The 22944-nt window shown below is 56.5% G+C and carries 22 protein-coding genes; 7 read left to right on the top strand and 15 right to left on the bottom strand.

Going from position 1 to position 22944, the window contains the following annotated elements; all coding sequences use genetic code 11:
• Positions 1 to 11 precede the first annotated feature (11 nt).
• Complete coding sequence (gene fdnG, locus EBL_RS13300; RefSeq protein ID WP_002439133.1) at positions 12 to 3059, bottom strand: formate dehydrogenase-N subunit alpha; 3048 nt, start codon at positions 3057 to 3059, stop codon at positions 12 to 14.
• Positions 3060 to 3707: 648 nt separating this feature from the next.
• Here fdnG and lldP point away from each other — a divergent pair.
• The 3 genes from lldP to lldD are packed head-to-tail and all read left to right on the top strand — an operon-like array spanning position 3708 to position 7284.
• Positions 3708 to 5360 (top strand): L-lactate permease, encoded by a 1653-nt coding sequence (gene lldP, locus EBL_RS13290; protein WP_002439135.1) that lies wholly within the window; start codon positions 3708 to 3710, stop codon positions 5358 to 5360.
• The gene (gene lldR, locus EBL_RS13285; RefSeq protein ID WP_002439136.1) at positions 5357 to 6139 is read left to right on the top strand and encodes a transcriptional regulator LldR; all 783 of its coding nucleotides are present in this window, start codon (positions 5357 to 5359) and stop codon (positions 6137 to 6139) included. Before lldP ends, lldR begins: the two co-directional genes overlap by 4 nt.
• Positions 6140 to 6141: 2 nt before the next feature.
• The gene (gene lldD / locus EBL_RS13280; RefSeq protein WP_002439137.1) at positions 6142 to 7284 is read left to right on the top strand and encodes an FMN-dependent L-lactate dehydrogenase LldD; all 1143 of its coding nucleotides are present in this window, start codon (positions 6142 to 6144) and stop codon (positions 7282 to 7284) included.
• A 10-nt stretch (positions 7285 to 7294) separates the two neighbouring features.
• Here lldD and EBL_RS13275 read toward each other — a convergent pair whose 3' ends face one another.
• The 3 genes from EBL_RS13275 to dcuC all read right to left on the bottom strand — a co-directional run bounded on the left by EBL_RS13275 (position 7295) and on the right by dcuC (position 9855).
• Complete coding sequence (locus tag EBL_RS13275) at positions 7295 to 7483, bottom strand: hypothetical protein (protein WP_002439139.1); 189 nt, start codon at positions 7481 to 7483, stop codon at positions 7295 to 7297.
• An 86-nt stretch (positions 7484 to 7569) separates the two neighbouring features.
• Positions 7570 to 8355, bottom strand: a complete 786-nt coding sequence (gene rna, locus EBL_RS13270; RefSeq protein ID WP_373278348.1) for a ribonuclease I — start codon at positions 8353 to 8355, stop codon at positions 7570 to 7572.
• A gap of 132 nt (positions 8356 to 8487) precedes the next feature.
• Entirely contained in the window at positions 8488 to 9855 is a 1368-nt protein-coding gene (gene dcuC / locus EBL_RS13265) for an anaerobic C4-dicarboxylate transporter DcuC (RefSeq protein WP_002439144.1), read from the bottom strand.
• 547 nt (positions 9856 to 10402) lie between these two features.
• Here dcuC and pagP point away from each other — a divergent pair.
• Together pagP and cspE are read left to right on the top strand one after the other, a co-directional pair.
• Positions 10403 to 10981, top strand: a complete 579-nt coding sequence (gene pagP, locus EBL_RS13260; protein WP_002439145.1) for a lipid IV(A) palmitoyltransferase PagP — start codon at positions 10403 to 10405, stop codon at positions 10979 to 10981.
• 186 nt (positions 10982 to 11167) lie between these two features.
• A complete protein-coding gene (gene cspE / locus EBL_RS13255) occupies positions 11168 to 11377 on the top strand; it encodes a transcription antiterminator/RNA stability regulator CspE (protein ID WP_002439184.1) in 210 nt (69 codons plus the stop codon).
• Between the two features lie 240 nt (positions 11378 to 11617).
• Here cspE and crcB read toward each other — a convergent pair whose 3' ends face one another.
• A complete protein-coding gene (gene crcB, locus EBL_RS13250) occupies positions 11618 to 12001 on the bottom strand; it encodes a fluoride efflux transporter CrcB (RefSeq protein WP_002439188.1) in 384 nt (127 codons plus the stop codon).
• A gap of 101 nt (positions 12002 to 12102) precedes the next feature.
• On the opposite strand from crcB, the gene EBL_RS13245 reads away from it, so the two are divergent.
• Positions 12103 to 12909 carry a deaminated glutathione amidase gene (locus tag EBL_RS13245; RefSeq protein WP_002439190.1) on the top strand — a complete coding sequence of 269 codons (807 nt, stop codon included), beginning with the start codon at positions 12103 to 12105 and terminating at the stop codon, positions 12907 to 12909.
• 104 nt (positions 12910 to 13013) lie between these two features.
• The gene (gene tatE / locus EBL_RS13240) at positions 13014 to 13217 is read left to right on the top strand and encodes a twin-arginine translocase subunit TatE (RefSeq protein WP_002439191.1); all 204 of its coding nucleotides are present in this window, start codon (positions 13014 to 13016) and stop codon (positions 13215 to 13217) included.
• Between the two features lie 86 nt (positions 13218 to 13303).
• On the opposite strand, the gene lipA is transcribed toward tatE, so the two are convergent.
• The 10 genes from lipA to EBL_RS13190 all read right to left on the bottom strand — a co-directional run bounded on the left by lipA (position 13304) and on the right by EBL_RS13190 (position 22897).
• Positions 13304 to 14269 (bottom strand): lipoyl synthase, encoded by a 966-nt coding sequence (lipA, locus tag EBL_RS13235; RefSeq protein ID WP_002439192.1) that lies wholly within the window; start codon positions 14267 to 14269, stop codon positions 13304 to 13306.
• Positions 14270 to 14604: 335 nt separating this feature from the next.
• Positions 14605 to 15258 carry a lipoyl(octanoyl) transferase LipB gene (gene lipB / locus EBL_RS13230; RefSeq protein WP_002439193.1) on the bottom strand — a complete coding sequence of 218 codons (654 nt, stop codon included), beginning with the start codon at positions 15256 to 15258 and terminating at the stop codon, positions 14605 to 14607.
• A gap of 81 nt (positions 15259 to 15339) precedes the next feature.
• Complete coding sequence (gene ybeD / locus EBL_RS13225) at positions 15340 to 15603, bottom strand: DUF493 family protein YbeD (RefSeq protein WP_002439194.1); 264 nt, start codon at positions 15601 to 15603, stop codon at positions 15340 to 15342.
• A 103-nt stretch (positions 15604 to 15706) separates the two neighbouring features.
• Positions 15707 to 16918, bottom strand: coding sequence for a D-alanyl-D-alanine carboxypeptidase DacA (gene dacA, locus EBL_RS13220; protein ID WP_002439196.1), 1212 nt, complete (start codon positions 16916 to 16918; stop codon positions 15707 to 15709).
• 143 nt (positions 16919 to 17061) lie between these two features.
• Positions 17062 to 18177: an endolytic peptidoglycan transglycosylase RlpA gene (gene rlpA / locus EBL_RS13215; RefSeq protein WP_002439198.1), complete on the bottom strand. Its 1116-nt coding sequence runs from the start codon at positions 18175 to 18177 to the stop codon at positions 17062 to 17064.
• A 10-nt stretch (positions 18178 to 18187) separates the two neighbouring features.
• Positions 18188 to 19300, bottom strand: coding sequence for a peptidoglycan glycosyltransferase MrdB (gene mrdB, locus EBL_RS13210; RefSeq protein WP_002439200.1), 1113 nt, complete (start codon positions 19298 to 19300; stop codon positions 18188 to 18190).
• A gap of 2 nt (positions 19301 to 19302) precedes the next feature.
• Positions 19303 to 21204, bottom strand: coding sequence for a peptidoglycan DD-transpeptidase MrdA (mrdA, locus tag EBL_RS13205; RefSeq protein WP_002439203.1), 1902 nt, complete (start codon positions 21202 to 21204; stop codon positions 19303 to 19305).
• A 23-nt stretch (positions 21205 to 21227) separates the two neighbouring features.
• The gene (gene rlmH / locus EBL_RS13200; RefSeq protein ID WP_002439205.1) at positions 21228 to 21698 is read right to left on the bottom strand and encodes a 23S rRNA (pseudouridine(1915)-N(3))-methyltransferase RlmH; all 471 of its coding nucleotides are present in this window, start codon (positions 21696 to 21698) and stop codon (positions 21228 to 21230) included.
• Positions 21699 to 21701: 3 nt separating this feature from the next.
• The gene (gene rsfS, locus EBL_RS13195; RefSeq protein ID WP_002439207.1) at positions 21702 to 22019 is read right to left on the bottom strand and encodes a ribosome silencing factor; all 318 of its coding nucleotides are present in this window, start codon (positions 22017 to 22019) and stop codon (positions 21702 to 21704) included.
• A 257-nt stretch (positions 22020 to 22276) separates the two neighbouring features.
• Positions 22277 to 22897 carry an adenosylcobalamin/alpha-ribazole phosphatase gene (locus EBL_RS13190; RefSeq protein ID WP_002439210.1) on the bottom strand — a complete coding sequence of 207 codons (621 nt, stop codon included), beginning with the start codon at positions 22895 to 22897 and terminating at the stop codon, positions 22277 to 22279.
• Positions 22898 to 22944: the final 47 nt, after the last annotated feature.

Genomic DNA, 22944 nt, shown 5'->3' with positions numbered 1-22944 from the left:
TATTATGCTCCTTACGCCTTTTCCAGATTAACGAGGAACGCCTTGTACTCTGGCGTTTGCGAGTTGGCGTCGCCGACGCCCGGGGTGAGGGTGTTCACCAGATAGCCTTTTTGCGCTACCCCTTCAAAGCCCCAGTGCAGCGGCAGGCCGATGGTTTCCACCGTTTTGCCGTTCACGTTCAGGGGTTGCAGGCGGCGGGTAACCACCGCAACGGCGCGGATAAAGCCGCGTTTGCTGCTGACCCGCACCTTATCACCACTGGCAATGCCTTTGATTTTCGCCAGCGCTTCGCTGATCTCCACAAACTGTTCCGGCTGGGCGATGGCGTTAAGCAGCGCGTTTTTGGTCCAGGTATGGAAGTGCTCCGTCAGGCGGTAGGTGGTGCCCACATAGGGGAACTCATCGGCTTTACCCAGGCGTTTTGCGTCTTCAGCAAACAGGCGCGCCGCCGGGTTAGAGATAACGTTCGGGTGCAGCAGGTTCGTGCCGACCGGGGTTTCGAACGGCTCATAATGTTCCGGGAACGGGCCTTCCGCCATTTTATTGATGGCAAACAGGCGGCCCATCCCTTCCGGCTGCATGATGAACGGGTTAACACCGGTGCCCGGCGCGGCGGTGCTGTAGTCCGGAATATCGTTACCCACCCATTTGCTGCCGTTCCAGCGGATAAGCATACGCTCAGGATCCCAGGGGTTACCGGCAACGTCTGCGGAGGCGCGGTTATACAGAACGCGGCGGTTCATCGGCCATGCCCAGGCCCAGCCCAGGGTATTGCCAAGGCCAGAGGGATCGCTGTTGTCGCGGTTGGCCATCTGGTTGCCTTTTTCGGTCCAGCTTCCGGCCCAGATCCAGCAGGCAGAGGCGGTAGTACCGTCGTCGCGCAGCTGGGCGAATGAGTCAAGCTGCTGGCCTTTTTTCACCACCAGCGCGCCGCTGGCATCAACGATATCTTCCAGCGCGTAGCCGTTACTTTCCCGGGCCACTTCTTCAGATTCCGGGCTGTCCGGCAGGTGGTAGTCCCAGCGCATGCTCAGTAATGGCTCTGCCCCTGTGCCGCCTTCGGTGCGGTACAGATCGCGCATCTTGTGGTAGATGCTGGCAAGGATAGCGCCGTCGTTCAGGGCTTCGCCCGGTGCGTTGGCCGCTTTCCAGTGCCACTGTAGCCAGCGCCCGGAGTTGACTATCGAGCCGTCTTCTTCAGCAAAACAGGTGGACGGCAGGCGGAAGACCTCGGTCTGAATGGCTGCCGGGTCCACATCGTTCATCTCGCCGTGGTTCTGCCAGAAGTTACTGGTCTCGGTAACCAGCGGGTCGATAACCACCAGGTATTTGAGCTTACTCAGGGTGGCGACCACTTTGTTTTTGTCCGGGAAGGAGGCCACCGGGTTAAAGCCCTGGCAGATATAGCCGTTCACCTGGCCTTTACCCATCATGTCAAAGTAGCGCAGGGTATCGTAAGACTGATCCCACTTCGGCAGCCAGTCGAAGCCCCACTGGTTTTCCCGGGTGGCTTTGTCACCGTAGAAGGCTTTCATCAGGCTGACGAAGAATTTCGGGTAATTGCCCCAGTAGTTGACCTGGCCTGGCAGGGTCGCTTTCGGGGTATTGGCGGCCAGGTAGCTCTCCAGCGTGGTCTGCTGATCGGAAGGCAGGGTTAAATAGCCCGGCAGGCTGGTAGAAAGCAGCCCCAGATCGGTCAGCCCCTGAATGTTGGAGTGGCCGCGCAGGGCGTTTACGCCGCCGCCTGCCATGCCCATATTCCCCAGCAGCAGCTGGATCATCGCCATGGTGCGGATATTCTGCGAGCCGACACTGTGCTGGGTCCAGCCCAGAGCATACAGGAAGCTGGTGGTGCGATTTGCCGCGCTGGTGGAGGCCAGCACCTCACAGATTTTAAGGAAGTCTTTTTGCGGAGTACCGCAGATCTTTTCGACAATGTCCGGCGTGTAGCGGGAAACGTGCTGTTTCAGCAGGTTCCATACGCAGCGCGGGTGTTGCAGGGTATCGTCGCGCAGGGCGTAGCCGTCGCTGCCGAACTGATAGTTCCAGCTGGTTTTGTCGTAGCGCCGGTTCTCTGCGTCATAGCCGCTGAACAGGCCATCTTCAAAGCTGAAGTCGTCGCGCACCAGCAGGCTGGCGTTGGTGTAGTTCTTAACGTATTCCGCGTTGATTTTCTGATTGTTGATCAGATACAGAATCACCCCGGAGAGGAAGGTAATATCAGTACCGGAGCGGATCGGGGCATAAATGTCGGCCACCGATGCGGTACGGGTAAAGCGCGGGTCTACCACGATAAGCGTGGCATCGTTATTGTTTTTGGCTTCCATCGCCCAGCGGAACCCGACCGGGTGCGCTTCGGCGGCGTTACCGCCCATCACAACGACGACATTGGCGTTTTTGATATCAACCCAGTGGTTGGTCATGGCGCCGCGGCCAAATGTTGGAGCAAGACTTGCTACCGTTGGGCCGTGTCAGACGCGTGCCTGGTTATCTACCGCCAGCATGCCCAGTGAGCGGGCAAATTTGTGGGTCAGCAGGCCGGTTTCATTGCTGGCTGCTGAGGCGCACAGCATACCGGTTGAGAGCCAGCGGTTCACCGTGGTGCCCTGGCTGTCTTTTTCAATAAAGTTGCTGTCGCGATCCTGTTTCATCAGGCGGGCGATGCGGGTGCTGGCTTCTTCCCAGCTGATGCGCTGCCATTTATCGGAGCCCGGGGCGCGGTATTCCGGGTAGCGCAGGCGGTTTTCGCTGTGAACATAATCCAGCAGCCCGGCCCCTTTCGGGCACAGGGCGCCGCGGCTTACCGGATGGTCGGGATCCCCTTCAATGTGGGTGATAGCGGAGCGGGCATTTTTAGCGCCGTCTCCCATGCTGTAAATCAGTAGTCCACAGCCCACGGAACAATAGGTACAGGTGTTACGGGTCTCTCTGGACCGCAGTAATTTGTATTCTCTCACCTCGGCCAGTGCTGTCTTCGGTGCGAAACCGAGGGCCGCCACTGTTGTACCTGCCATTCCGCCGGCGCAGATTTTAAAAAACTGTCTGCGACTGACGTCCATTGCTTACCTCATTTTTATTTAAACTGAGCGCAGCGAAAATAACAGTCAGCCGCCAGAACACCTTGCGTGAAATCAAATCAGACGGTATTAGATAGTGATCTACCCTCTAGTAAGTATATTTCCCGAAAAATTATTAACTCTCTTGCATAATAAATTTATCGTTTTTCTGATTATGTATTTTGTTATATAGCGCCAGACCCGCCTGCTGATTTTTTTCTGTTTATTTTCAAAGCGATATCATTAACACATTCCCCCGGAACGAAATATGCCCGCCGGAAACGGCCCCGGGCGCGCTTTTTGCTGCTGACTGGCTGCGGAAGAAAAGAGAAAAAAACGCTTCAGCGCCGAAATATAACCGGTCGTTGTACTCCCCGCCCGGCCTTGCGGGGGTGGCGCCAGCCGCGGCACCCGGCGGGCAGGGGGATTGTGCTGAAATTGGCCCGACCAATTTTCAGTAAATTGTGAGCTGAAATGTGCAGATGAAAACAAAAAGCTACAAAAAGGTTGCCAAAAGCTAACCATAAATTAACATTCACTCCGCTTACACCACAATAATACCAATTGGTAGGACCAATCCCGCCACCGGAAAGACCGACACCCTACAGGTCTGTTTCTTCCGCGACGGGGCTGTCCTCTGGAGAACATCTTATGCTCTGGCAACAACTCTATGATCCTGCGGGCAATATCTGGCTGTCGAGCCTGGTTGCGGTCCTGCCGATACTGTTTTTCTTCTTCGCACTTATCAAGCTGCGCATGAAAGGCTACCTTGCCGCCACCATTACGGTGGGGCTGGCGCTGGCCGTGGCGCTGCTGTTTTACCGGATGCCGGTCGATCGGGCGCTGATGTCGGTCGTGTATGGCTTCTTCTACGGTCTCTGGCCTATCGCCTGGATTATTATCGCCGCGGTCTTTGTGTATAAGATTTCGGTAAAAACCGGGCAGTTTGCGATTATCCGCGCGTCGATTTTGTCCATCACGCCGGACCAGCGCCTGCAGATGCTGATTGTCGGCTTCTGTTTCGGGGCGTTCCTTGAAGGGGCGGCCGGTTTTGGTGCGCCGGTGGCAATCACCGCCGCGCTGCTGGTTGGCCTGGGCTTTAACCCGCTGTATGCGGCGGGGCTGTGCCTGATTGTAAATACCGCGCCGGTTGCCTTCGGGGCCATGGGGATCCCGATTATTGTTGCCGGTCAGGTGACCGGGATCGACAGCTTTGTGATTGGCCAGATGGTGGGTCGCCAGCTGCCGTTTATGACCATTATTGTGCTGTTCTGGATTATGGGGATCATGGATGGCTGGCGCGGGATCAAAGAGACGTGGCCGGCGGTGACGGTGGCGGCGGGTTCATTTGCCATCGCCCAGTACCTGAGCTCTAACTTTATTGGCCCGGAGCTGCCGGACATTATCTCGTCGCTGGTTTCCCTGCTGTGCCTGACCACCTTCCTGCGTTACTGGCAGCCGAAGCGGATTTTCCGGTTTGGTGATCTGGGCGCCGGGGTGACCGACATGACCCTTGAGCGCCAGAACTATACGGCCGGGCAGGTGGTTAAGGCCTGGTCGCCGTTCCTGTTCCTGACCGTGACCGTGACCCTGTGGAGCCTGCCGGGATTCAAGGCGATGTTCGCCGCCGGTGGCCCGCTGTATGACATGGTGATGAATATCTCCGTGCCCTGGCTGGATAAAACCGTGGCCCGTATGCCACCGGTGGTGGCCGCGAGCACGCCATACCCGGCGGTCTATAAGTTTGACTGGTTCTCCGCAACCGGTACGGCCATTCTGTTTGCGGCGCTGCTGTCTATTGTCTGGCTGCGCATGAAGCCGAAAGCCGCCATTGTCACGTTTGGGGAGACCTTAAAAGAGCTGGCGCTGCCTATTTACTCTATCGGTATGGTGCTGGCGTTTGCGTTTATTTCTAACTACTCCGGCCTTTCCGCCACCCTGGCGCTGGCCTTTTCACAAACCGGGCACGCCTTTACCTTCTTCTCGCCGTTCCTTGGCTGGCTGGGGGTCTTCTTAACCGGTTCGGATACCTCGTCTAACGCGCTGTTTGCCGCGCTGCAGGCCACGGCAGCTCAGCAAATCGGGGTGTCGGATATTCTGCTGGTGGCGGCCAATACCAGCGGCGGGGTGACCGGCAAGATGATTTCGCCACAGTCGATTGCCATTGCCTGTGCGGCCGTAGGGCTGGTGGGACGGGAGTCTGAACTGTTCCGCTTTACGGTAAAACACAGCCTGATCTTCACCTGTATTGTCGGGGTGATTATTACGCTGCAGGCTTATGTGCTTCCCTGGATGATTCCATGACAGCACCCGCAGGAACGCGTCTGGCTGACCATCTGGCCTTGCAGCTCAGAGCGCTGATTAAAGAGCGTCACCTGGAGGCGGGTATGCGATTACCCGCCGAAAGGCAGCTGGCGGCAACGCTGAATGTCTCCCGCTCTTCACTGCGGGAGGGGATTGCGACCCTCATCAGTGAAGGGCTGCTGGAGTCCCGGCGCGGCGGGGGTACTTACGTGCGTTTTGACGAGCCCTGGTCGGAAAACCGGATAGTACGGCCGCTAAAAGAGCTGCTGGCTGAAGATCCCGGCTACCGTTATGACGTGCTGGAAGCGCGCCACGCCATTGAAGCCAGCACCGCCTGGTATGCGGCGATGCGGGCAACCGCCGAAGATAAAGAAAAGCTGCAGTCCTGCTTTAACGCGACCCTGCGGGTCAAAGAGAGTGATGATCCCGATTTGGCCGCCCAGGCCGATGTGCGTTTCCACCTCGCCATTGCTGAGGCGTCCCACAATCTGGTGCTGTTGCAGACCATGCGCGGCTTTTTCGATCTGCTGCAGTCGTCGATTATGCAAAGCCGTAAATTGCTCTACACCATGCCGACTATCTTTTCCCGGCTGACGGAGCAGCACCACGAATTACTCCGGGCGATTCTGGACGGTGAGCCGGAGCGCGCCCGTAAAGCGGCAACGGCCCATCTGGGTTTTGTCCACAGCACCATGAAGACCTTCCATGAAGATGAAGCCCGGCGCGCGCGCAGTGTGCGCCTGCCGGGTGATGAAAGTGAAACTCCCAAGGATATGTGACCATGATTATCTCTGCCGCCAGCGATTATCGCGCTGCCGCTCAACGCAAACTGCCGCCGTTTTTGTTCCATTACATTGATGGGGGGGCGTATGCGGAATATACCCTTAAGCATAATGTGGAGGATCTCTCCCGGGTGGCCCTGCGCCAGCGCGTGCTGAAGAATATGTCGGATCTGAGCCTTGAAACCCGGCTGTTCGGCGAAACCCTCTCTATGCCGGTGGCCCTGGCCCCCGTGGGGTTGTGCGGTATGTACGCCCGGCGCGGCGAAGTTCAGGCGGCCAGAGCCGCAACAGCGAAGGGGATCCCGTTCACGCTCTCTACCGTGTCCGTATGCCCGATTGAAGAGGTGACCCGGGCCATTGACCGGCCGATGTGGTTCCAGCTGTATGTGTTAAAAGATCGCGGTTTTATGCGTAATGCCCTGGAGCGGGCCAAAGCGGCAGGCTGCTCGACCCTGGTCTTTACCGTAGATATGCCCACACCCGGCGCCCGCTACCGTGATGCCCACTCCGGCATGAGCGGCCCGAACGCCGCCCTGCGCCGCTACTGGCAGGCGGTAACCCATCCCACATGGTCATGGGATGTGGGGCTTAACGGCCGCCCCCACGATCTGGGCAATATCTCCGCCTACCGGGGGAAACCGACCGGGCTTGAGGACTATATTGGCTGGCTGGCGAATAACTTTGATCCCTCCATCTCCTGGAAGGATCTGGAGTGGATCCGCGAATTCTGGGATGGCCCGATGGTGATTAAAGGGATCCTTGACCCGGAAGATGCCAGAGATGCCGTGCGCTTCGGGGCTGACGGGATTGTGGTATCGAACCACGGCGGGCGCCAGCTGGACGGGGTGCTCTCTTCTGCCCGTGCGCTGCCGGCGATAGCCGATGCGGTAAAAGGCGATATTACTATCCTTGCGGACAGCGGTATCCGTAACGGTCTGGACGTGGTGCGCATGATTGCGCTGGGGGCCGATTCAGTGCTGCTGGGGCGCGCTTATCTGTACGCGCTGGCTACCCACGGGGAGGCGGGGGTCGCCAACCTGCTTAACCTTATCGAAAAAGAGATGCGCGTGGCGATGACATTAACCGGGGCGAAAAGTATCAGCGAGATCACCCGCGATTCGCTGGTAAACGCCCTGGGGTAAGCCCGCACCGCTAGCGGCGAAGCGTGGTATTACTGCTGTTGTTACGCTGGTAGTGCTCGCTGTAGCTGCTCTCCTGTTTTTTGTGTTTATGCTTGTGTTTATGGTGGTGGCCGCTGTGGTCACTATCATAAACACAGCCGCTCAGGCCGGTTGCCATTAACACCACCAGCAAAAGACCCCATTTTTTTAGCTGCGCCATGCAGGCTTATTCTCCCTGTTTGTGAATGACTCAGAATGCGGAGAAACCGCTTAGCCAGCCGCTATAGTAGCGGCCGGGGGGCCGGGTTAATACCCTGTCGCGTCAATAATAAAGGTGCCGGGGCAGTTACCCGGGTGTGGCTGGGTAGCCAGCGAATTACCGCTCAGGGGCTGGTTAATGGCTGCCGCGTTGAGCGTTAGCTGGATCTCGGTGAGGTACGCCGGGTGGCTGTGGCAGGTTAATTTCACCGATTTCACCTTCTCTTTACCCCAGGCGCTGGCGATAGCCTGCTCCAGCTCGCTGCGCTGCACGGTTTTGCCGTAGTGGCTGGCGAGGAACTGCCCCACCGGGCTCTGGCGCACTTCCTGGCTCAGGCGCACCATGGTGCCAAAGTACGCCGCGGGATCGAACCCGAAACAGGCACCGTGTTTGGCGTATTCGTAGCGCTCAAGGCAGCTGTTGCCACCGGCACCGGGCATCACCCCGGAGAGTTTCTCTGCCATATCGCCGGAAAGCCCGGTATCCGGGGCACTGCATTTGCGGCTGGCTTTTACCTGCGGATAATTGGGCTCCGGGCGCGTTGCGCAGCCAAAGCGCATCCAGCGCTGGTTATCCACCCCCCGGGCGGCAATACTGCGGGGGAGCGACGGCCACAGCCCGTGCACGGTGAGCAGGGCGGTTTTATCTTCCCCCACATTCTGGTTGCGACACTCTGTGGGCTCTTTGCGATTGCGCTCATGCATGCTCTGGCAAAAACCGGACTGCCAGGAGAGCGCCAGGACATAGTTATCAAAATCGCCATACTGGCCGGGAGTCAGGGACTGGGCGCTGGCGGATGCACAAAACATCAGCCCGCAGGCGGCGGTCACCATCTGTTTTATCATGGTATGCTCACTTTCTGAACAGGTGTGGGGGCGGCCATTTTTCACGCCTGGCGGCGGGTAAAAAAAATGGCGGCACGAATGCCACCATTTTACCTGAAGCGGGATGCAGGGATATAAGAGTTATGCCCCGGCAGGCAACATAAATTCCGTGGCGATGATCACCACTACCAGCCCCACCAGTACCGGTACGGAGGTGCGCTTGACCACCTCAAAGGGGGATATTTTTGCCATCCCGGCCACGGCAACCACCACCCCGGATACCGGCGAGATGGTGCGTCCAAGGTTAGAGGCCTGCAGCATCGGGATAACCAGATACCCCGGGTTAATGCCGGAGTGGTGCGCCAGTTTGGGGATAAGCTCCACAAAGGCATAGAAGGGGGCGTTACCGGAGCCGGTCGTCATGGCGGCAAGCATGGTCAGGATAACCAGTACCAGCATCAGAATAATACTGGCGGAGCCAAACGAGGTGGCAATGGAGATCAGGCTCTGAATAAAGCCGATGGTGCTCAGCCCCTGGGCAAACAGCCCGGCGGCCACCAGCAGGATAACCACGTTGGCGAAGGCATCGGCCATGCCGCGATAAACCGATTCCAGCCCGGTAAATACCTCCCGGGTACTGAAATTGCGCAAAAATTCAATAATAGCGGCCAGCAAAATACAGCTGACGAGGATGGTAATGATATGCAATTGCGGGGCCCATTTACCGTCGAAAATCAGCACCCCGATAATCGGTGTAAACGGCAAAATAGCGTAGAAAGAGGGGGCATTAGTTTCAATTTCGCTGGCTTCGAGCATTTCGTGGCTGACATTCTCTTTCTTGTCGAGGTATTTCTGCCAGAAGAAATGGGCGATAGCCATACTGATGATGGCGGCGATGGAAATCGGCAGGGTGGTTTTAAAGGCAAAATCCACCAGCGGCATTTCGGCGGCTTTGGCAGCCAGAACCACATCCCCGGAGGTTGGCGATAATATAATCGCTGCCGGAGAGGCACATATAGCGGCTGCGGCGCCACGGCTGATCCCCACATTTACCATGACCGGGAACAGGGTTGCCATCAGTAATACACCAAGGCCGGTTGCGGAAGAGACCGCCAGGGACATCAGGCAGGCCAGGAAATAGGCCGCGACCATCAACAGGTAGGGTGAGTTAATATAATTGAGCGGCTTAGAGGCCAGTTTGACGACCATATCGTTCGCGCCGATATAGGACATGTAGGCGGCAAACCCACATAACATCATGATCATCATGCCAAGATCGCCGCCGCGGCTCATCAGCAGGATCTTGATATATTCCAGAATATCCATGGCGCGCAGGCCGGTGCTCTGGGTGCCTGCGGGTAATATGTCGTGCCCCATCAGGACACTTATCAGCATCAGTACCAGCCCGCCGATAAATAAAACACCCGTGGCGGAATATCCTTTTATGATATAGCGGGCGACCCCGACAATGACCAGTACACCGATCAATAACTCAAAAGCAGTTAGCATAAATCCCCCAGCCGCACTGGCCGGTGGGGCAATGCGACAATAATAATATATGGAATAGCCGCTGACGCGACATTAATGTTACGCTTATGTTTATTCCGATGATTTAATGTTAACTCACACATCGGTAACACTATTATGTCATTAACTTTGTATGAGACATAAAATATTTCCTCAAACTGGTAGCCATTTCTCGTTATTTCCGTGAGCATGCTTTTGGGGAATTTTTGTAATCATAGTTACTATTTCAGTGCTATCTATATGGGCGACAGGCAGGCCCGGCGGCTAAGCGAGCCGGAAGCCCGCCCGGCGGCGCGCCCGGTGATTTTTTCATCAGCTTCCACGGCGAATGTGGCAGCGCGATTTATTCTGCCGTCTGTGCATTATCTGCAAGGTTAAAGGTGCCAGGTTTGCGGTATTTATGCCTTCGGGCTATAAATCACCGCCATATAATAGAGTATTTTAATAAATAACAGATTCTGAAGTGTTTAAGATTAATTGAGGGCTGGTATATTAGTATCGCGTAGTTGAAATAAAAACAGATTCAGATATGTGCAAGATAAAACGGCTGACAAGCACTTTCACGCTTATTCTTTCCTTTCTGTTATTAACGCCCGCCATTTCCCGGGCTGATTCCCGGGATGAAAGCACCGGCTGGTTTTCATCATTTCGTCATCAGGTGGTGGAAACCTGGGAATCTCCCCGCTATACGGATCTTTATATTCCGGCGATCACCTGGCATGCGCGTTTCGCCTACGATAAAGACAAAACCGACCGCTATAACGAGCGCCCCTGGGGGGCAGGGCTTGGGGTCTCCCGGCTGGATGACAAAGGCAACTGGCACGCCCTCTACCTGATGGCGTTTAAAGATTCATTTAACAAGTGGGAGCCGATTGGCGGCTACGGCTGGGAGGCCATCTGGCGCCCGCTGGCGGACGACAATTTCCACCTCGGGCTGGGGTATACCGCCGCGGTAACCGCCCGGGATAACTACCGTTATATCCCGATCCCGCTGGTATTGCCCCTGGCGTCTGTGGGCTATGGCCCGGCAACATTTCAGATGACCTATATACCGGGAACCTATAACAACGGTAACGTTTACTTTGCCTGGTTTCGTTTGCAGTTCTGAGCCGTGCACCGGGTTTAACATTGGGTGCGGTTTAGCTGTTAAAACAAGAGGTAAAGTCTGATGGCTAAAAAACTTCGAGACTTTTATCACTTTTTAGCAAAGTTAGACTGGACAAAAGCAGCCACAATTGTTGTACTGGTCGCCGACACAACATTAGTGTCGATTTTTCATGTAAAGGTAATTTTGATGTCTAAGATTAAAGGTAACGTTAAGTGGTTTAATGAGTCCAAAGGATTCGGTTTCATTACTCCGGAAGATGGCAGCAAAGACGTGTTCGTACACTTCTCTGCAATCCAGAGCAATGGTTTCAAAACTCTGGCTGAAGGTCAGCGTGTAGAGTTCGAAATCACTAACGGTGCCAAAGGCCCTTCTGCTGCTAACGTAATCGCTCTGTAAGTTACAGCCAGAATTCAAAAACCCGCTTAATTGCGGGTTTTTTTCGTCTGGCGTCCGGCTAATCCGGTTAAGAAAACAGATACATTTTGATAAACGCGGCCACGATCAGTACGCACAGTAGCAGAGTGCCGGATTCAGTGAGTCGTTGTTTTATCATCAACGCTGCATCCTCTTGATTCCTGGTTGATAACCCCGAGCATGGCAGCGATAAATTAAATAAACCTTAACGCCACAAAATGTTCAGCGCCCGAGCAGCTGCTGGGTCAGCCAGAAGGCCAGGGCCGTCATCATCAGGGAGCCTGCCAGGTTAAGTACAATATTGGCCAGCGCCCAGCTCACTTTGCCATCCATAAGCAGATACACCACCTCGGCAGAGAAGGTCGAAAAGGTGGTCAGCCCGCCGCAAAAGCCGGTGGTCACCAGTAGTTTCCACTGGGGATCAATGGTGGTGATGCGGTTAAACCACGCAAGGCCAATACCGATAATAAACGCCCCGATAAGATTCGCGGTTAATGTCCCCAGCGGGATAGCCGGGTGCACCGGGTTAAATCGCAGGCTAATTAACCAGCGGCTCACGCTCCCTAAACCTCCGCCCAGAAACACCGCCAGCAGCAATTGGCCCATAGCCTCTCTCCGTTGTTATTTGATTATTATCGGGTTAAGTGTAAAACAATAAACGGCAGTAATAATAATTGCTGTGAACGCGCACAGGAAAGGGGGGGAGTATGAGAACAGCGGTAGGGCAGTTTGTGGTAGGCCCGCACTGGCAGCAAAACCTGGCAACCTGCCTGGCACTGATGGATCAGGCCCGGGCGGGGGCGGCGGATTTACTGGTACTGCCAGAGGCGCTACTGGCCCGGTCAGATGACGACCCGCACCTGTCAGTAAAACAGGCCCAGACCCCGGACGGACCATTTTTACAGGGGATAGTGGCGCACAGTAAAGGCTGCCACCTGACCACTATCCTGACCCTGCACATGCGCACCACCCCGGGAAGGGCGGCCAATACGCTGTTTGCCGTGCGCAATGGTCAGGTATTGCTGAGTTACCAGAAGCTCCACCTGTATGATGCGTTTAATGTGCGCGAATCCACCCTGGTGGACGCAGGCGAAGCGCTGCCCGGGCTGATTGATGTGGCCGGCATAAAAACCGGCGTGATGACCTGCTATGATTTGCGCTTTCCGGAGCTGGCGCTGAACCTGGCATTACAGGGGGCTGAATTGCTGGTTGTGCCTGCGGCCTGGCTGCGCGGCCCGTTAAAAGAGCAGCACTGGGCCACGCTGCTTTCGGCCCGGGCGCTGGATACGACCTGTTACCTGGCGGCAGCCGGTGAGTGCGGCAGCCGCAATATTGGCCAGAGCCGTATTGTCGACCCTATGGGGGTAGTGCTGGCGGCGGCCGCGGAACAGCCGCAGATTATCTGGGCGGATATTGATGCGGCGCGGATCACAAATGTGCGCCGCCAGTTACCGGTACTGGCAAATAGGCGATTTAGCGCAGGGATCCTGCAATCAGTTGTGCAGAAAACTTGATTCACCTTGTTACAGATTGCTATTGTGTGCCCGCAGAAAATGACCGTTAATAGCGTCAGGGTTTTTATGCCGTACTCCGGCAATTCAGATTAAGAAGGTTACGTATGGGCGAGATCAGCATTACCAAACTTTTAGTCATCGGCGCACTGATTGTTTTATTGTTTGGCACCAAAAAGTTGCGCACCTTAGGTGGCGATCTCGGTGCGGCCATCAAAGGCTTCAAAAAAGCAATGAACGATGATGAAGCCAGCGCCAAATCCACCACAGCGAACGACACCACCGCAGAGCGTTTGTCGCACAAAGACTGAGTCGCGGCAGCATCCATTAAAAAACCGGCCTGAAGGCCGGTTTTTCACATCTGTTTGCTGATGAAAATGTAACCAGATATTGCCGGTTACTTCACCTCAATCCCTTTTGCCTGCAGATCCGCATGATAGGACGAGCGTACAAAAGGACCACATGCCGCGTGGGTAAAGCCCATCGCCATGGCTTCGGCTTTCATTTCGTCAAACTCTTCCGGGCTGACATAGCGCTGCACCGGCAGGTGGTGACGGCTGGGCTGCAGATACTGGCCCAGGGTCAGCATGGTGACACCGTGGCGGCGCAGATCGCGCATGACCTCAACTATCTCAGCATTGGTCTCCCCCAGGCCAACCATTAACCCGGATTTGGTCGGGATCTCCGGGTGGGCTTCTTTGAAGCGCTCCAGCAGTTTCAGCGACCAGGCGTAGTCCGCACCCGGGCGCACCTTGCGGTACAGGCGCGGCACGTTTTCCAGGTTGTGGTTAAACACATCCGGCGGGGTTGCGGTCAGGATCTCCAGCGCGCGATCCATACGGCCACGGAAATCCGGCACCAGGGTTTCAATACGGATAGTCGGGCTCTTTTCGCGAATAGCGCTGATGCAGTCAGCAAAGTGCTGAGCACCGCCATCACGCAGATCGTCACGGTCAACAGAGGTGATAACCACGTAACGCAGGGCCATATCGGCAATGGTCTGGGCCAGCTTTTGCGGCTCACCGGCTTCCGGGGCCAGCGGGCGGCCGTGGGCAACATCACAGAACGGGCAGCGGCGGGTACAGATAGCGCCGAGGATCATAAAAGTGGCGGTGCCGTGGTTAAAGCACTCTGCCAGGTTCGGGCAGGAGGCTTCTTCACAAACGGAGTGCAGGCCGTTTTTGCGCATCGCGGCTTTGATGCCCTGAATTCTTGAGGAATCTGCCGGGAGTTTGATTTTCATCCACTCCGGCTTCCTTAACAGCTCCTGGCGCTCCGTGACAACGGTTTTCACCGGGATAAGGGCCATTTTATCGGCGTCGCGGTATTTGACTCCGCGTTCCATCAGAATGGGTTTGCTCATAGCGTGCGTGTTCCAGTTGCTGATAATGAAGGGGTGCAGAAGTTCAATAAAACATTGTAGTTATCAACTTTTGTTGAATCCGCTGCCCGGCAGTATACCATTTATCCGCCTGGTAAATCAGCCTGACGTGGCATGAAAAAGGGAAAAAATTGTAAAACAGTTGTTGTTATGTGCCTTTTGTCTCCTGCTGCCTGATAACAGTAACCATTATCATACCGGGTGCCGGAGCGGGGCGGGCCGCCGCATAGCCCTGTCAGGCATTACCGATACCGCCCCGGGTGTTAACCGAAATGTTAGCAGGCGGTATCTTCGTGGCGAGAACCGGGCGCAGAATGTTACTGCTGCCAGGGCTGGCTGATCCACTCCCGGGGCGGGTTACCCAGCAGGGCAAAGAAGCTCTCTGTCAGCACCGGCTGAACAGAGGCAACTGTCGCCCCGGGGGCAAGACGGCTGACCTGGGTCATTTCCATGCCCGCATAACCGCAGGGGTTAATGCGCAGGAACGGGGTCAGATCCATATCGATATTCAGCGCCAGACCGTGGAACGAGCACCCCCGGCGGATACGCAGCCCCAGTGAGCAGATCTTCCGCTCCCCCACATAGACGCCAGGCGCATCTGCCCGGGCATGGGCGTCAATCCCCAGTGTTGCCAGGGTGTTGACCACCGTCTGTTCCAGCATGGTGACCAGTTCACGCACGCCCAGCTTGCGGCGCTTGAGATTGAGCAGAACGTACATCACCTGCTGACCAGGCCCGTGGTAGGTTACCTGGCCGCCGCGATCGCTCTGGATAACCGGAATATCGCCCGGTGCCAGGAGGTGTTCTGCCTTCCCGGCCTGGCCCTGGGTAAAGACCGGCTCGTGCTCTACCAGCCAGATCTCGTCCGGGGTGGTGTCGTTGCGGGTATCGGTAAAGTCGTGCATGGCCCGGGATACAGGACCATAAGGCTGCCGGCCAAGCTGGCGGATAATAAGGGTATCTTGAGACAAAACCGCGTCTCCTGAAAAAATGGTGACGCGATTATAACATGACGCACAAAAAATTAACCCGGCTTTACGCCGGGTTATCGGTTACAGAACCATACGGACAATTTCAATATTGCCCAGCTCTTCGTAGAGGGTTTCCACCTGCTCAATATGTGTGGCATTGATGGTGATAGAGACAGAATGGTAGGTGCCTTTGCTGCTCGGTTTCACCTCAGGGGTATAGTCGCCAGGGGCGTGGCGCTGTACCACCTCAACCACCATATCGACCAGCTCTGGTTTCGCCAGGCCCATTACTTTGTAAGTAAAGGGGCAGGGGAATTCAAGTAACTCTTTCAGATTGGTTTTCATGGGTGCTCCAGCAGGACATAAATAATAACTCCCGCCGGGGGCGGGAGTGTGCTTTGATACAAAGTATATGGGGCTATTTGCGGCACTTTCAAGTGCCCGGCCATTAACCGAACCAGTGGTGGAACATCAGCTTGATGTAATCAATGATCCGGCCAAAGAAGTTGCCTTCTTCAATGGGCTGTAAGACCACCAGCGGGCGCTGATCGATGATTTTGCCATCCAGCTGGAAGTTGATCGTACCGACCACCTGGTTTTTCTGCAGAGGGGCGTGCAGCTCGGTATTGTTCAGCACATAGCTGGCTTTCAGATCTTTCATCCGGCCACGGGGAATGGTGAGCCAGGCGTCTTTATCCACCCCTAATGAGGCGCGATCGCTGTCGCCAAACCAGGCAGGTTCGGAGGCGAACTCTTTACCGGCTTTCAGCGGGTTCACGCTTTCAAAGAAGCGGAAGCCCCAGGTGAGCAGTTTTTTGCTTTCGGCTTCGCGGCCTTTGGAGGTGTGGCCCCCCATAACGGCGGAGATCAGACGCATCTGGCCTTCGGTGGCAGAGGCCACCAGGTTAAACCCGGCGCTGCTGGTGTGACCGGTTTTGATCCCGTCAACCTTCAGGCTGTTATCCCACAGCAGGCCGTTACGGTTCGGCTGGCGGATCCCGTTAAAGGTGAACTCTTTCTCTTTGTAGATAGCGTACTCGTTCGGTACGTCGCGGATCAGTGCCTGACCAATCAGCGCCATATCGCGGGCAGAGCTGTACTGGCCCTGTGCATCCAGGCCGTGAACGGTCTGGAAGTGGGTGTTCTTCAGGCCCAGTGCGTTAACATAGCTGTTCATCAGGCCGACGAAGGCGTCCTGGCTCCCGGCGACATAATCCGCCATGGCCACGCAGGCATCGTTACCGGACTGCAGGTTGATACCGCGGATCAGCTGAGAAACCGGCACTTCCATCCCCGGTTTGAGGAACATCAGCGATGAGCCCTTAAATACCGGGTTACCGGTAGCCCAGGCGTCAGGGCCGATGGTGACGACGTCTGATTCTTTAAATTTGCCTGCTTTCATGGCCTGGCCGATGACGTAACTGGTCATCATTTTGGTCAGGCTTGCCGGATCACGGCGCGCATCAGCATTCTGTTCGGCCAGGATTTTACCGGAGTTATAGTCGATGAGGATATAAGCCTCGGCATCGATCTGCGGAACACCCGGAATCATGGTTTTTATATTCAGATCGTCAGCGCGGGCAGCAGACATAGCCATCAGGCCGATTGTCAGTGAGAGCGTGACGCCTTTGGCGATACGAACAGGGAGAACGTTTTTCATGGTCGAACGGCGACATCCGTGATGGTGTGAAAAAAAAGAGCTTTACTATAGCAAATGCTATTTTTACTGGCACCCGACTTTGCTCATGATATTGTTAATGTGTCTTACATTACTTTACATAGTCGGGTGCCGGAAAGCCCGGATTATTGCGGCGTAGCGGCGGTCACAAAGGACTGCTGCTGGGCCTCATTCAAAAGACGTTGTTGCAGGGCGATAGCCTCACTTTTGCTGGCAAAGGGCCCCATCTGCACCCGGTAAACCACACCGTTGTGGGTAACGCGCCCCGGTACGCCAAACTGCTGTGACAGTTTCTGCTGCCACTGGCTGGCCCGGCCCGCATCGCTCACGGCACCCACCTGCACCAGAAACTCACCGTTACCGGCACTGGCTGTGGCCGGAGCGGTTACTGAGCCCTGTACGGAGCCTGGTGCAGTGACCGGTGCTGTTACCGGCTGGCCCTGAGGGGCGGTGGTGGCAGGCTGGCTGTTTTCCACTACGCCGTCGTGCAGGGCTGAGGGGGCACCCAGAAAGCCGCTACTGCTGACCGGTGCTCCGGTCGTGTCGCTGGCGCTCAGGGTATCGTTGCTGATGGCCCGTACTTCCCCCTGGGGAGGCGTTAGCTGGGGGGCGGAGGAGGCACTTCCCATACCGCCGCTCAGATCCGGGCGGGAGGGCAGGGCATAGGTCTGTTTTGCCACCGTTACGCAGGCCATACCCGGGCCGGAGAGGGCACCGTCCTGGCTTACGATTATCGGGTCTATCTTCACTTTGGTGTTGTTTGAGGTGTTCAGCCGGTCAGCAGAGGCGCGGGAAAGCGAGATAACCCGGTCATTGCCGTAGGGGCCGCGATCGTTAATCCGCACGACAATCATCCGGCCATTGGCCAGGTTGGTTATCCTGGCATAGCTGGGGATGGGTAAGGTCGGGTGTGCGGCTGTCAGCTGGCCCGGGTCAAACGGCTCACCGGAGGCGGCCAGATTACTGCCCGGCTCCGCATCATAGATGGCAGCCAGGCCACTTTGGGTAAACTGGCCCGGATTCTGAACAATTTTATAGTTTTTACCGTTGCGCTGGTAATCCTGGTTCGCAGAAGGGCTCAGCGGCTCATAGCGCGGATCGGCACCACTGATTTCGACGGACGGGCCGTTACAGACCACGGGCTCCGGCTGCGGGGCAACCTGTTGCTGCCCGTCATCATTTGTACTACATGCCGCCAGTAATCCTGCCGCCACGCAAACTCCAAGCCACTGCTTACGCATTGCGCACCCCTTACACGCTTTTGGATAACATTTTCCGGTGAGTGTGGATAGACATCACAATCCCGAACCCGGCCATCAGCACGATCAGTGCCGAGCCACCATAACTGACCAGGGGCAAAGGTACACCCACCACCGGCAAGATACCACTAACCATACCAATATTAACAAATACATAAACGAAGAGTATCAGCATCAGGCCACCGGCCATAACGCGGCCAAAGGTGGTCTGTGCCCGGGCGGCAATCCACAGGCCGCGCATGATCAGCAGCAGGTATAACGCCAGCAGCACCAGTACCCCGACCAGCCCCAGCTCTTCGGCCAGCACCGCGAAGATAAAGTCCGTATGGCGCTCTGGCAGGAACTCCAGCTGTGACTGGGTGCCGTGCAGCCAGCCTTTACCGCGCAGCCCGCCGGAGCCGATGGCAATCTTCGACTGAATAATATGATAACCGGCACCCAGCGGATCGGATTCAGGATCCAGCAGCATCATTACGCGGGCGCGCTGGTAGTCGTGCATCAGGAAGAACCACAACACCGGGATAAACGCCGCCACCAGCAGCACCGCCACGGCGATAAGTTTCCAGCTCATCCCGGAGAGGAACAGGACAAACAGCCCGGAGGCGGCAATCAGAATCGAGGTCCCGAGGTCCGGCTGGGCGGCCACCAGCAGGGTGGGAACAAAAATCAGCACCAGCGCAATGGCGGTATTTTTCAGGCTCGGGGGGCAGACATCGCGGTTAATAAAGCGCGCCACCATCAGCGGCACGGCGATTTTGGCGATTTCAGACGGCTGAAAACGCACCACGCCGAGATCCAGCCAGCGCTGGGCACCTTTTGAGATGGCCCCGAAGGCATCCACCGCCACCAGTAAAATAACGCAGATAATATACAGCCAGGGGGCCCAGCCCTCATAAATACGCGGCGGCACCTGGGCGAGGGCAATCATCACCACCAGCCCGCCCATGATCTGGCCAATTTTACGCTCCATCATCCCCGGGTCCTGACCGCTGGCGCTCCAGACGACCAGGGCGCTGTACAACAACAGCAGCAAAATGGTCAGCATAAACAGCGGGTCGATGTGGATCTTCTCCCAGAGCGAACGTTTATTCGGATTGTCGGTCATGGTTACTGATCCTCTCCGGCAGTCTGCGCCGGGGTTTCCTGCGGCAGTTGGGTGTTATTGTCACCCAGCATAATGTGATCGAGGATTTGCCTCATGATGGTCCCCACAGCGGCGCCCGCGCCGCCGTTTTCCAGAATAATAGCTACCGCCACCCGCGGATTGTCGTAGGGGGCGAAGGCGGTCATCAGTTTATGGTCGCGTAACCGTTCGGATATCCGGTGGGCGTTGTAGGTTTCATTCGCTTTCAGGCCAAACACCTGAGCCGTACCCGATTTGGCCGCAATTTTATAAGGCGCGCTGGCAAAGTATTTATGGGCGGTCCCGTTGCCGCGGTTCGCCACGCCGTACATGCCGTCTTTGGCAATCTCCCAGTAGCCGGAGTGAATATCGCCCACCGGGGGTTCGTCTTTTTGTATCCAGGGCACTTTTTTGCCGTCAATCATGGTGCTTTGCAGCAGGTGCGGCACTTTGATGACCCCGTCATTAATCAGGATCATCAGCGCTTTGTTCATCTGAATCGGGGTGGCGGTCCAGTAACCCTGGCCGATACCTACCGGAATGGTGTCCCCCTGATACCAGGGTTTTTTAAAGCGTTTGAGCTTCCATTCGCGGGTGGGCATGTTGCCCGGGTATTCTTCGGACAGATCCACACCGGTTGAGCGGCCATAACCGAACTTGCGCATCCAGGTAGAGAGGCGGTCGATCCCCATATCGTAAGCGACCTGGTAGAAGTAGGTATCTGCGGATTCTTCCAGCGCTTTGGTGACATTCAGCCGGCCATGCCCCCATTTTTTCCAGTCCCGGTAGCGCTTCTCAGAGCCGGGCAGTTGCCACCAGCCCGGGTCAAACAGCGAGGTGTTGCGGGTAATAACCCCGGCGCTCAGGGCGGAGACCGCCACATACGGCTTCACGGTAGATGCCGGTGGGTATACCCCCTGGGTGGTGCGGTTGACCAGCGGGGTATTGGGGTCTTTGAGCAGGGCGGAATACTGCTTGCTGGAGATACCGTTAACAAACAGGTTGGGATCGTAGCTCGGGGTGGAGACCATCGCGAGGATAGCGCCGGTGCGCGGATCGGTGACCACCACCGCCGCGCGGCTGCCCTGGAGCAGGGTTTCAATATAGGCCTGGAGCGGCAGATCCAGCGACAGGTAGACATCATGCCCGGCCTGGGGCGGCACCTCTTTGAGCTGGCGGATCACCCGGCCACGGTTATTGACCTCTACCTCTTCATAGCCGGTCTGGCCGTGGAGCACATCTTCGTAATAGCGCTCGATCCCGAGCTTACCAATATCATGGGTTGAGGCGTAGTTTGCCAGCTTGCCTTCTTTATCGAGGCGCTCCACATCCCGGTCGTTGATTTTCGACACGTAGCCGATAACGTGGGTCAGGGCGGAGCCATAGGGGTAGTAGCGCTGTTTGTAGCCTTTGACCTCAACCCCCGGGAAGCGGTACTGGTTCACGGCAAAACGGGCAACCTGAATCTCATTCAGATTGGTTTTAACCGGAATAGAGGTAAAGCGGTGAGAGCGGGCGCGCTCTTTTTTAAAGTTCGCCAGATCGTCATCGGTAATATCGACCACACTGCGCAGGGCTTCCAGGGTTGCCTGCACGTTGTCGACTTTTTCCGGCATCATCTCCAGCTGGTAGATGGTGCGGTTCAGGGCCAGCGGGGTGCCGTTACGGTCGTAGATAATCCCCCGGCTTGGCGGGATTGGCACCAGTTTGATGCGGTTTTCGTTCGAACGGGTCTGGTAGTCGTCGTGGCGGATAATCTGCACGGTGTACAAATTAACCAAAAGCACGCCGGTAAGCAGCAAAATGCCTACAAAAGCGACCAGAGCACGGCGTACAAACAGTGCCGACTCGGCCGAATAGTCGCGAAAAGAATTCTGTAATTTCATCCGCTGCTTAAGTACCTGATGCGTTACTCACGGTGGTAAGGGTGGTTAGTTGTAATACTCCAGGCCCGGTATAAGCTCTCCGCGACCAGGATCCGCACCAGCGGGTGGGGCAGGGTTAACGGAGAGAGGGACCAGCTTTGCTCCGCCGCCGCTTTACAGGCGGGGGAGAGCCCCTCCGGGCCGCCAATCAGCAGGCTGACATCCCGGCCGTCCTGCTTCCAGCGCTCCAGCTGCCCGGCGAGCTGGGGGGTATCCCAGGGTTTGCCGGGAATATCCAGGGTGACAATCAGATTACCTTTGCCCACGGCCGCCAGCATCTGCTCGCCTTCTTTGTCGAGAATGCGTTTGATGTCGGCATTTTTGCCCCGCTTACCGGCAGGGATCTCTACCAGCTCCAGCGGCATATCTTTGGGAAAACGGTGCAGATAGTCGGAAAACCCGGTTTGTACCCAGCCTGGCATTTTCGTGCCGGTGGCGACCAGTTGCAGTTTCACCGCTTAGCTCCAGAGTTTTTCCAGCTCATACAGCTGGCGGCTCTCTTCCTGCATGACGTGAACCATCACGTCGCCCAGGTCAACCACCACCCAGTCAGCCCCGTTTTCACCTTCCACACCCAGCGGTAATAACCCGGCAGCCCGGCACTCCTGAACCACATGATCGGCAATAGACAGAACGTGGCGGCTTGAAGTACCAGTACAGATAACCATGCAGTCGGTGATACTGGATTTTCCCCGGACATCAATCGCGATAATGTCCTGCCCTTTAAGATCATCAATTTTGTCGATTACAAAATCCTGGAGTGTTTTACCCTGCAAGTGTTCCCCCTCGGGTGTGAAAAGTTGGTGTGGTGTGGTTCAGCAGATTGACCGTTCAGAGTCTGGCCCAGCCATACGCTGGCTGATGCTGAGGTGCAGTATCATCCCACCCCGGGCGCGGGTTTGCATCGCCATTTTTGTAAAACAGTTTCAAACACGCACAAGGACCACATTATGGCAGCGGAGAATAGCAGCCTGAGAAGTGGTGTCAATGGATTAAGGCCGCGAAGTGAGAATGTCCCGCCAGCCTGTGCGCATCAGGGGGCCGGGACCCAGACACTCTGATTGTTTAATGAGCGTAAAACCGCATAATCCCCCAGCAGCTCTACCCGGGACCAGCACCCCTGGGCAATATCAAACCGCCACATCTGCTCCGGGGGGAGCGCCAGCAAATGGGTCAGCAGCAGGCTCAGCACCCCTTTGTGGCTAATCAGTAACACGTTCTGGTATCGGGCCTGCTGGCTGTCGGCTTGCAGGCTGTCTGCCAGGGCGCGGATGCGCTGGCTGAACGCCGCAAACCCTTCGCCCCCCGGGGGTACGGCGGTTTGCCAGTCCTGGCACCAGGCCCGGTACTCAGCGCTGCCTTCCGCGTGTAATTCCCGGTGGTGGCGCATCTCCCAGGCACCAAAGTTCATTTCATTCAGCCGGTTGTCGGTCTGCATGGTAAGATCCCGCCCCGCCAGCGCCAGCCGGGCTGTGTGCCCGGCGCGGGTCAGCTCGCTGGAGAGCACCCGGTCAAAGGGCACGGCGGCCAGCATCTGCTGTAAGGCGCAGGCCTGGCGCTCCCCTCTGGCGGTCAGCGGCGTTTCGCTGATGCCGCTATATAAACCGGCGAGGTTGGCTTCGGTTTCACCGTGGCGGATAAACCAGAGATTCATAAACTGTCCTGAACGGGTAAAGGCGCAGTTTATCACGACTTTTACTG

The sequence above is a fragment of the Shimwellia blattae DSM 4481 = NBRC 105725 genome (assembly GCF_000262305.1).
GTDB classification, from domain to species: Bacteria; Pseudomonadota; Gammaproteobacteria; order Enterobacterales; family Enterobacteriaceae; genus Shimwellia; species Shimwellia blattae.
The sequence above is the reverse complement of the archived record's forward strand: the minus strand, read 5'-3'. Positions and strand labels throughout refer to the sequence as shown.

Coding starts and splice junctions, on each gene's coding strand:
- lipA (WP_002439192.1), bottom strand. CDS start 14,269: ATGAGCAAACCCATTCTGATGGAACGCGGAGTCAAATACCGCGACGCC.
- EBL_RS13275 (WP_002439139.1), bottom strand. CDS start 7,483: ATGGCGCAGCTAAAAAAATGGGGTCTTTTGCTGGTGGTGTTAATGGCA.
- crcB (WP_002439188.1), bottom strand. CDS start 12,001: ATGGGCCAATTGCTGCTGGCGGTGTTTCTGGGCGGAGGTTTAGGGAGC.
- dacA (WP_002439196.1), bottom strand. CDS start 16,918: ATGAAAAACGTTCTCCCTGTTCGTATCGCCAAAGGCGTCACGCTCTCA.
- rna (WP_373278348.1), bottom strand. CDS start 8,355: ATGGTGACCGCCGCCTGCGGGCTGATGTTTTGTGCATCCGCCAGCGCC.
- mrdB (WP_002439200.1), bottom strand. CDS start 19,300: ATGACCGACAATCCGAATAAACGTTCGCTCTGGGAGAAGATCCACATC.
- cspE (WP_002439184.1), top strand. CDS start 11,168: ATGTCTAAGATTAAAGGTAACGTTAAGTGGTTTAATGAGTCCAAAGGA.
- ybeD (WP_002439194.1), bottom strand. CDS start 15,603: ATGAAAACCAATCTGAAAGAGTTACTTGAATTCCCCTGCCCCTTTACT.
- pagP (WP_002439145.1), top strand. CDS start 10,403: ATGTGCAAGATAAAACGGCTGACAAGCACTTTCACGCTTATTCTTTCC.
- lldP (WP_002439135.1), top strand. CDS start 3,708: ATGCTCTGGCAACAACTCTATGATCCTGCGGGCAATATCTGGCTGTCG.
- EBL_RS13190 (WP_002439210.1), bottom strand. CDS start 22,897: ATGAATCTCTGGTTTATCCGCCACGGTGAAACCGAAGCCAACCTCGCC.
- lldR (WP_002439136.1), top strand. CDS start 5,357: ATGACAGCACCCGCAGGAACGCGTCTGGCTGACCATCTGGCCTTGCAG.
- tatE (WP_002439191.1), top strand. CDS start 13,014: ATGGGCGAGATCAGCATTACCAAACTTTTAGTCATCGGCGCACTGATT.
- mrdA (WP_002439203.1), bottom strand. CDS start 21,204: ATGAAATTACAGAATTCTTTTCGCGACTATTCGGCCGAGTCGGCACTG.
- dcuC (WP_002439144.1), bottom strand. CDS start 9,855: ATGCTAACTGCTTTTGAGTTATTGATCGGTGTACTGGTCATTGTCGGG.
- EBL_RS13245 (WP_002439190.1), top strand. CDS start 12,103: ATGAGAACAGCGGTAGGGCAGTTTGTGGTAGGCCCGCACTGGCAGCAA.
- rlpA (WP_002439198.1), bottom strand. CDS start 18,177: ATGCGTAAGCAGTGGCTTGGAGTTTGCGTGGCGGCAGGATTACTGGCG.
- lldD (WP_002439137.1), top strand. CDS start 6,142: ATGATTATCTCTGCCGCCAGCGATTATCGCGCTGCCGCTCAACGCAAA.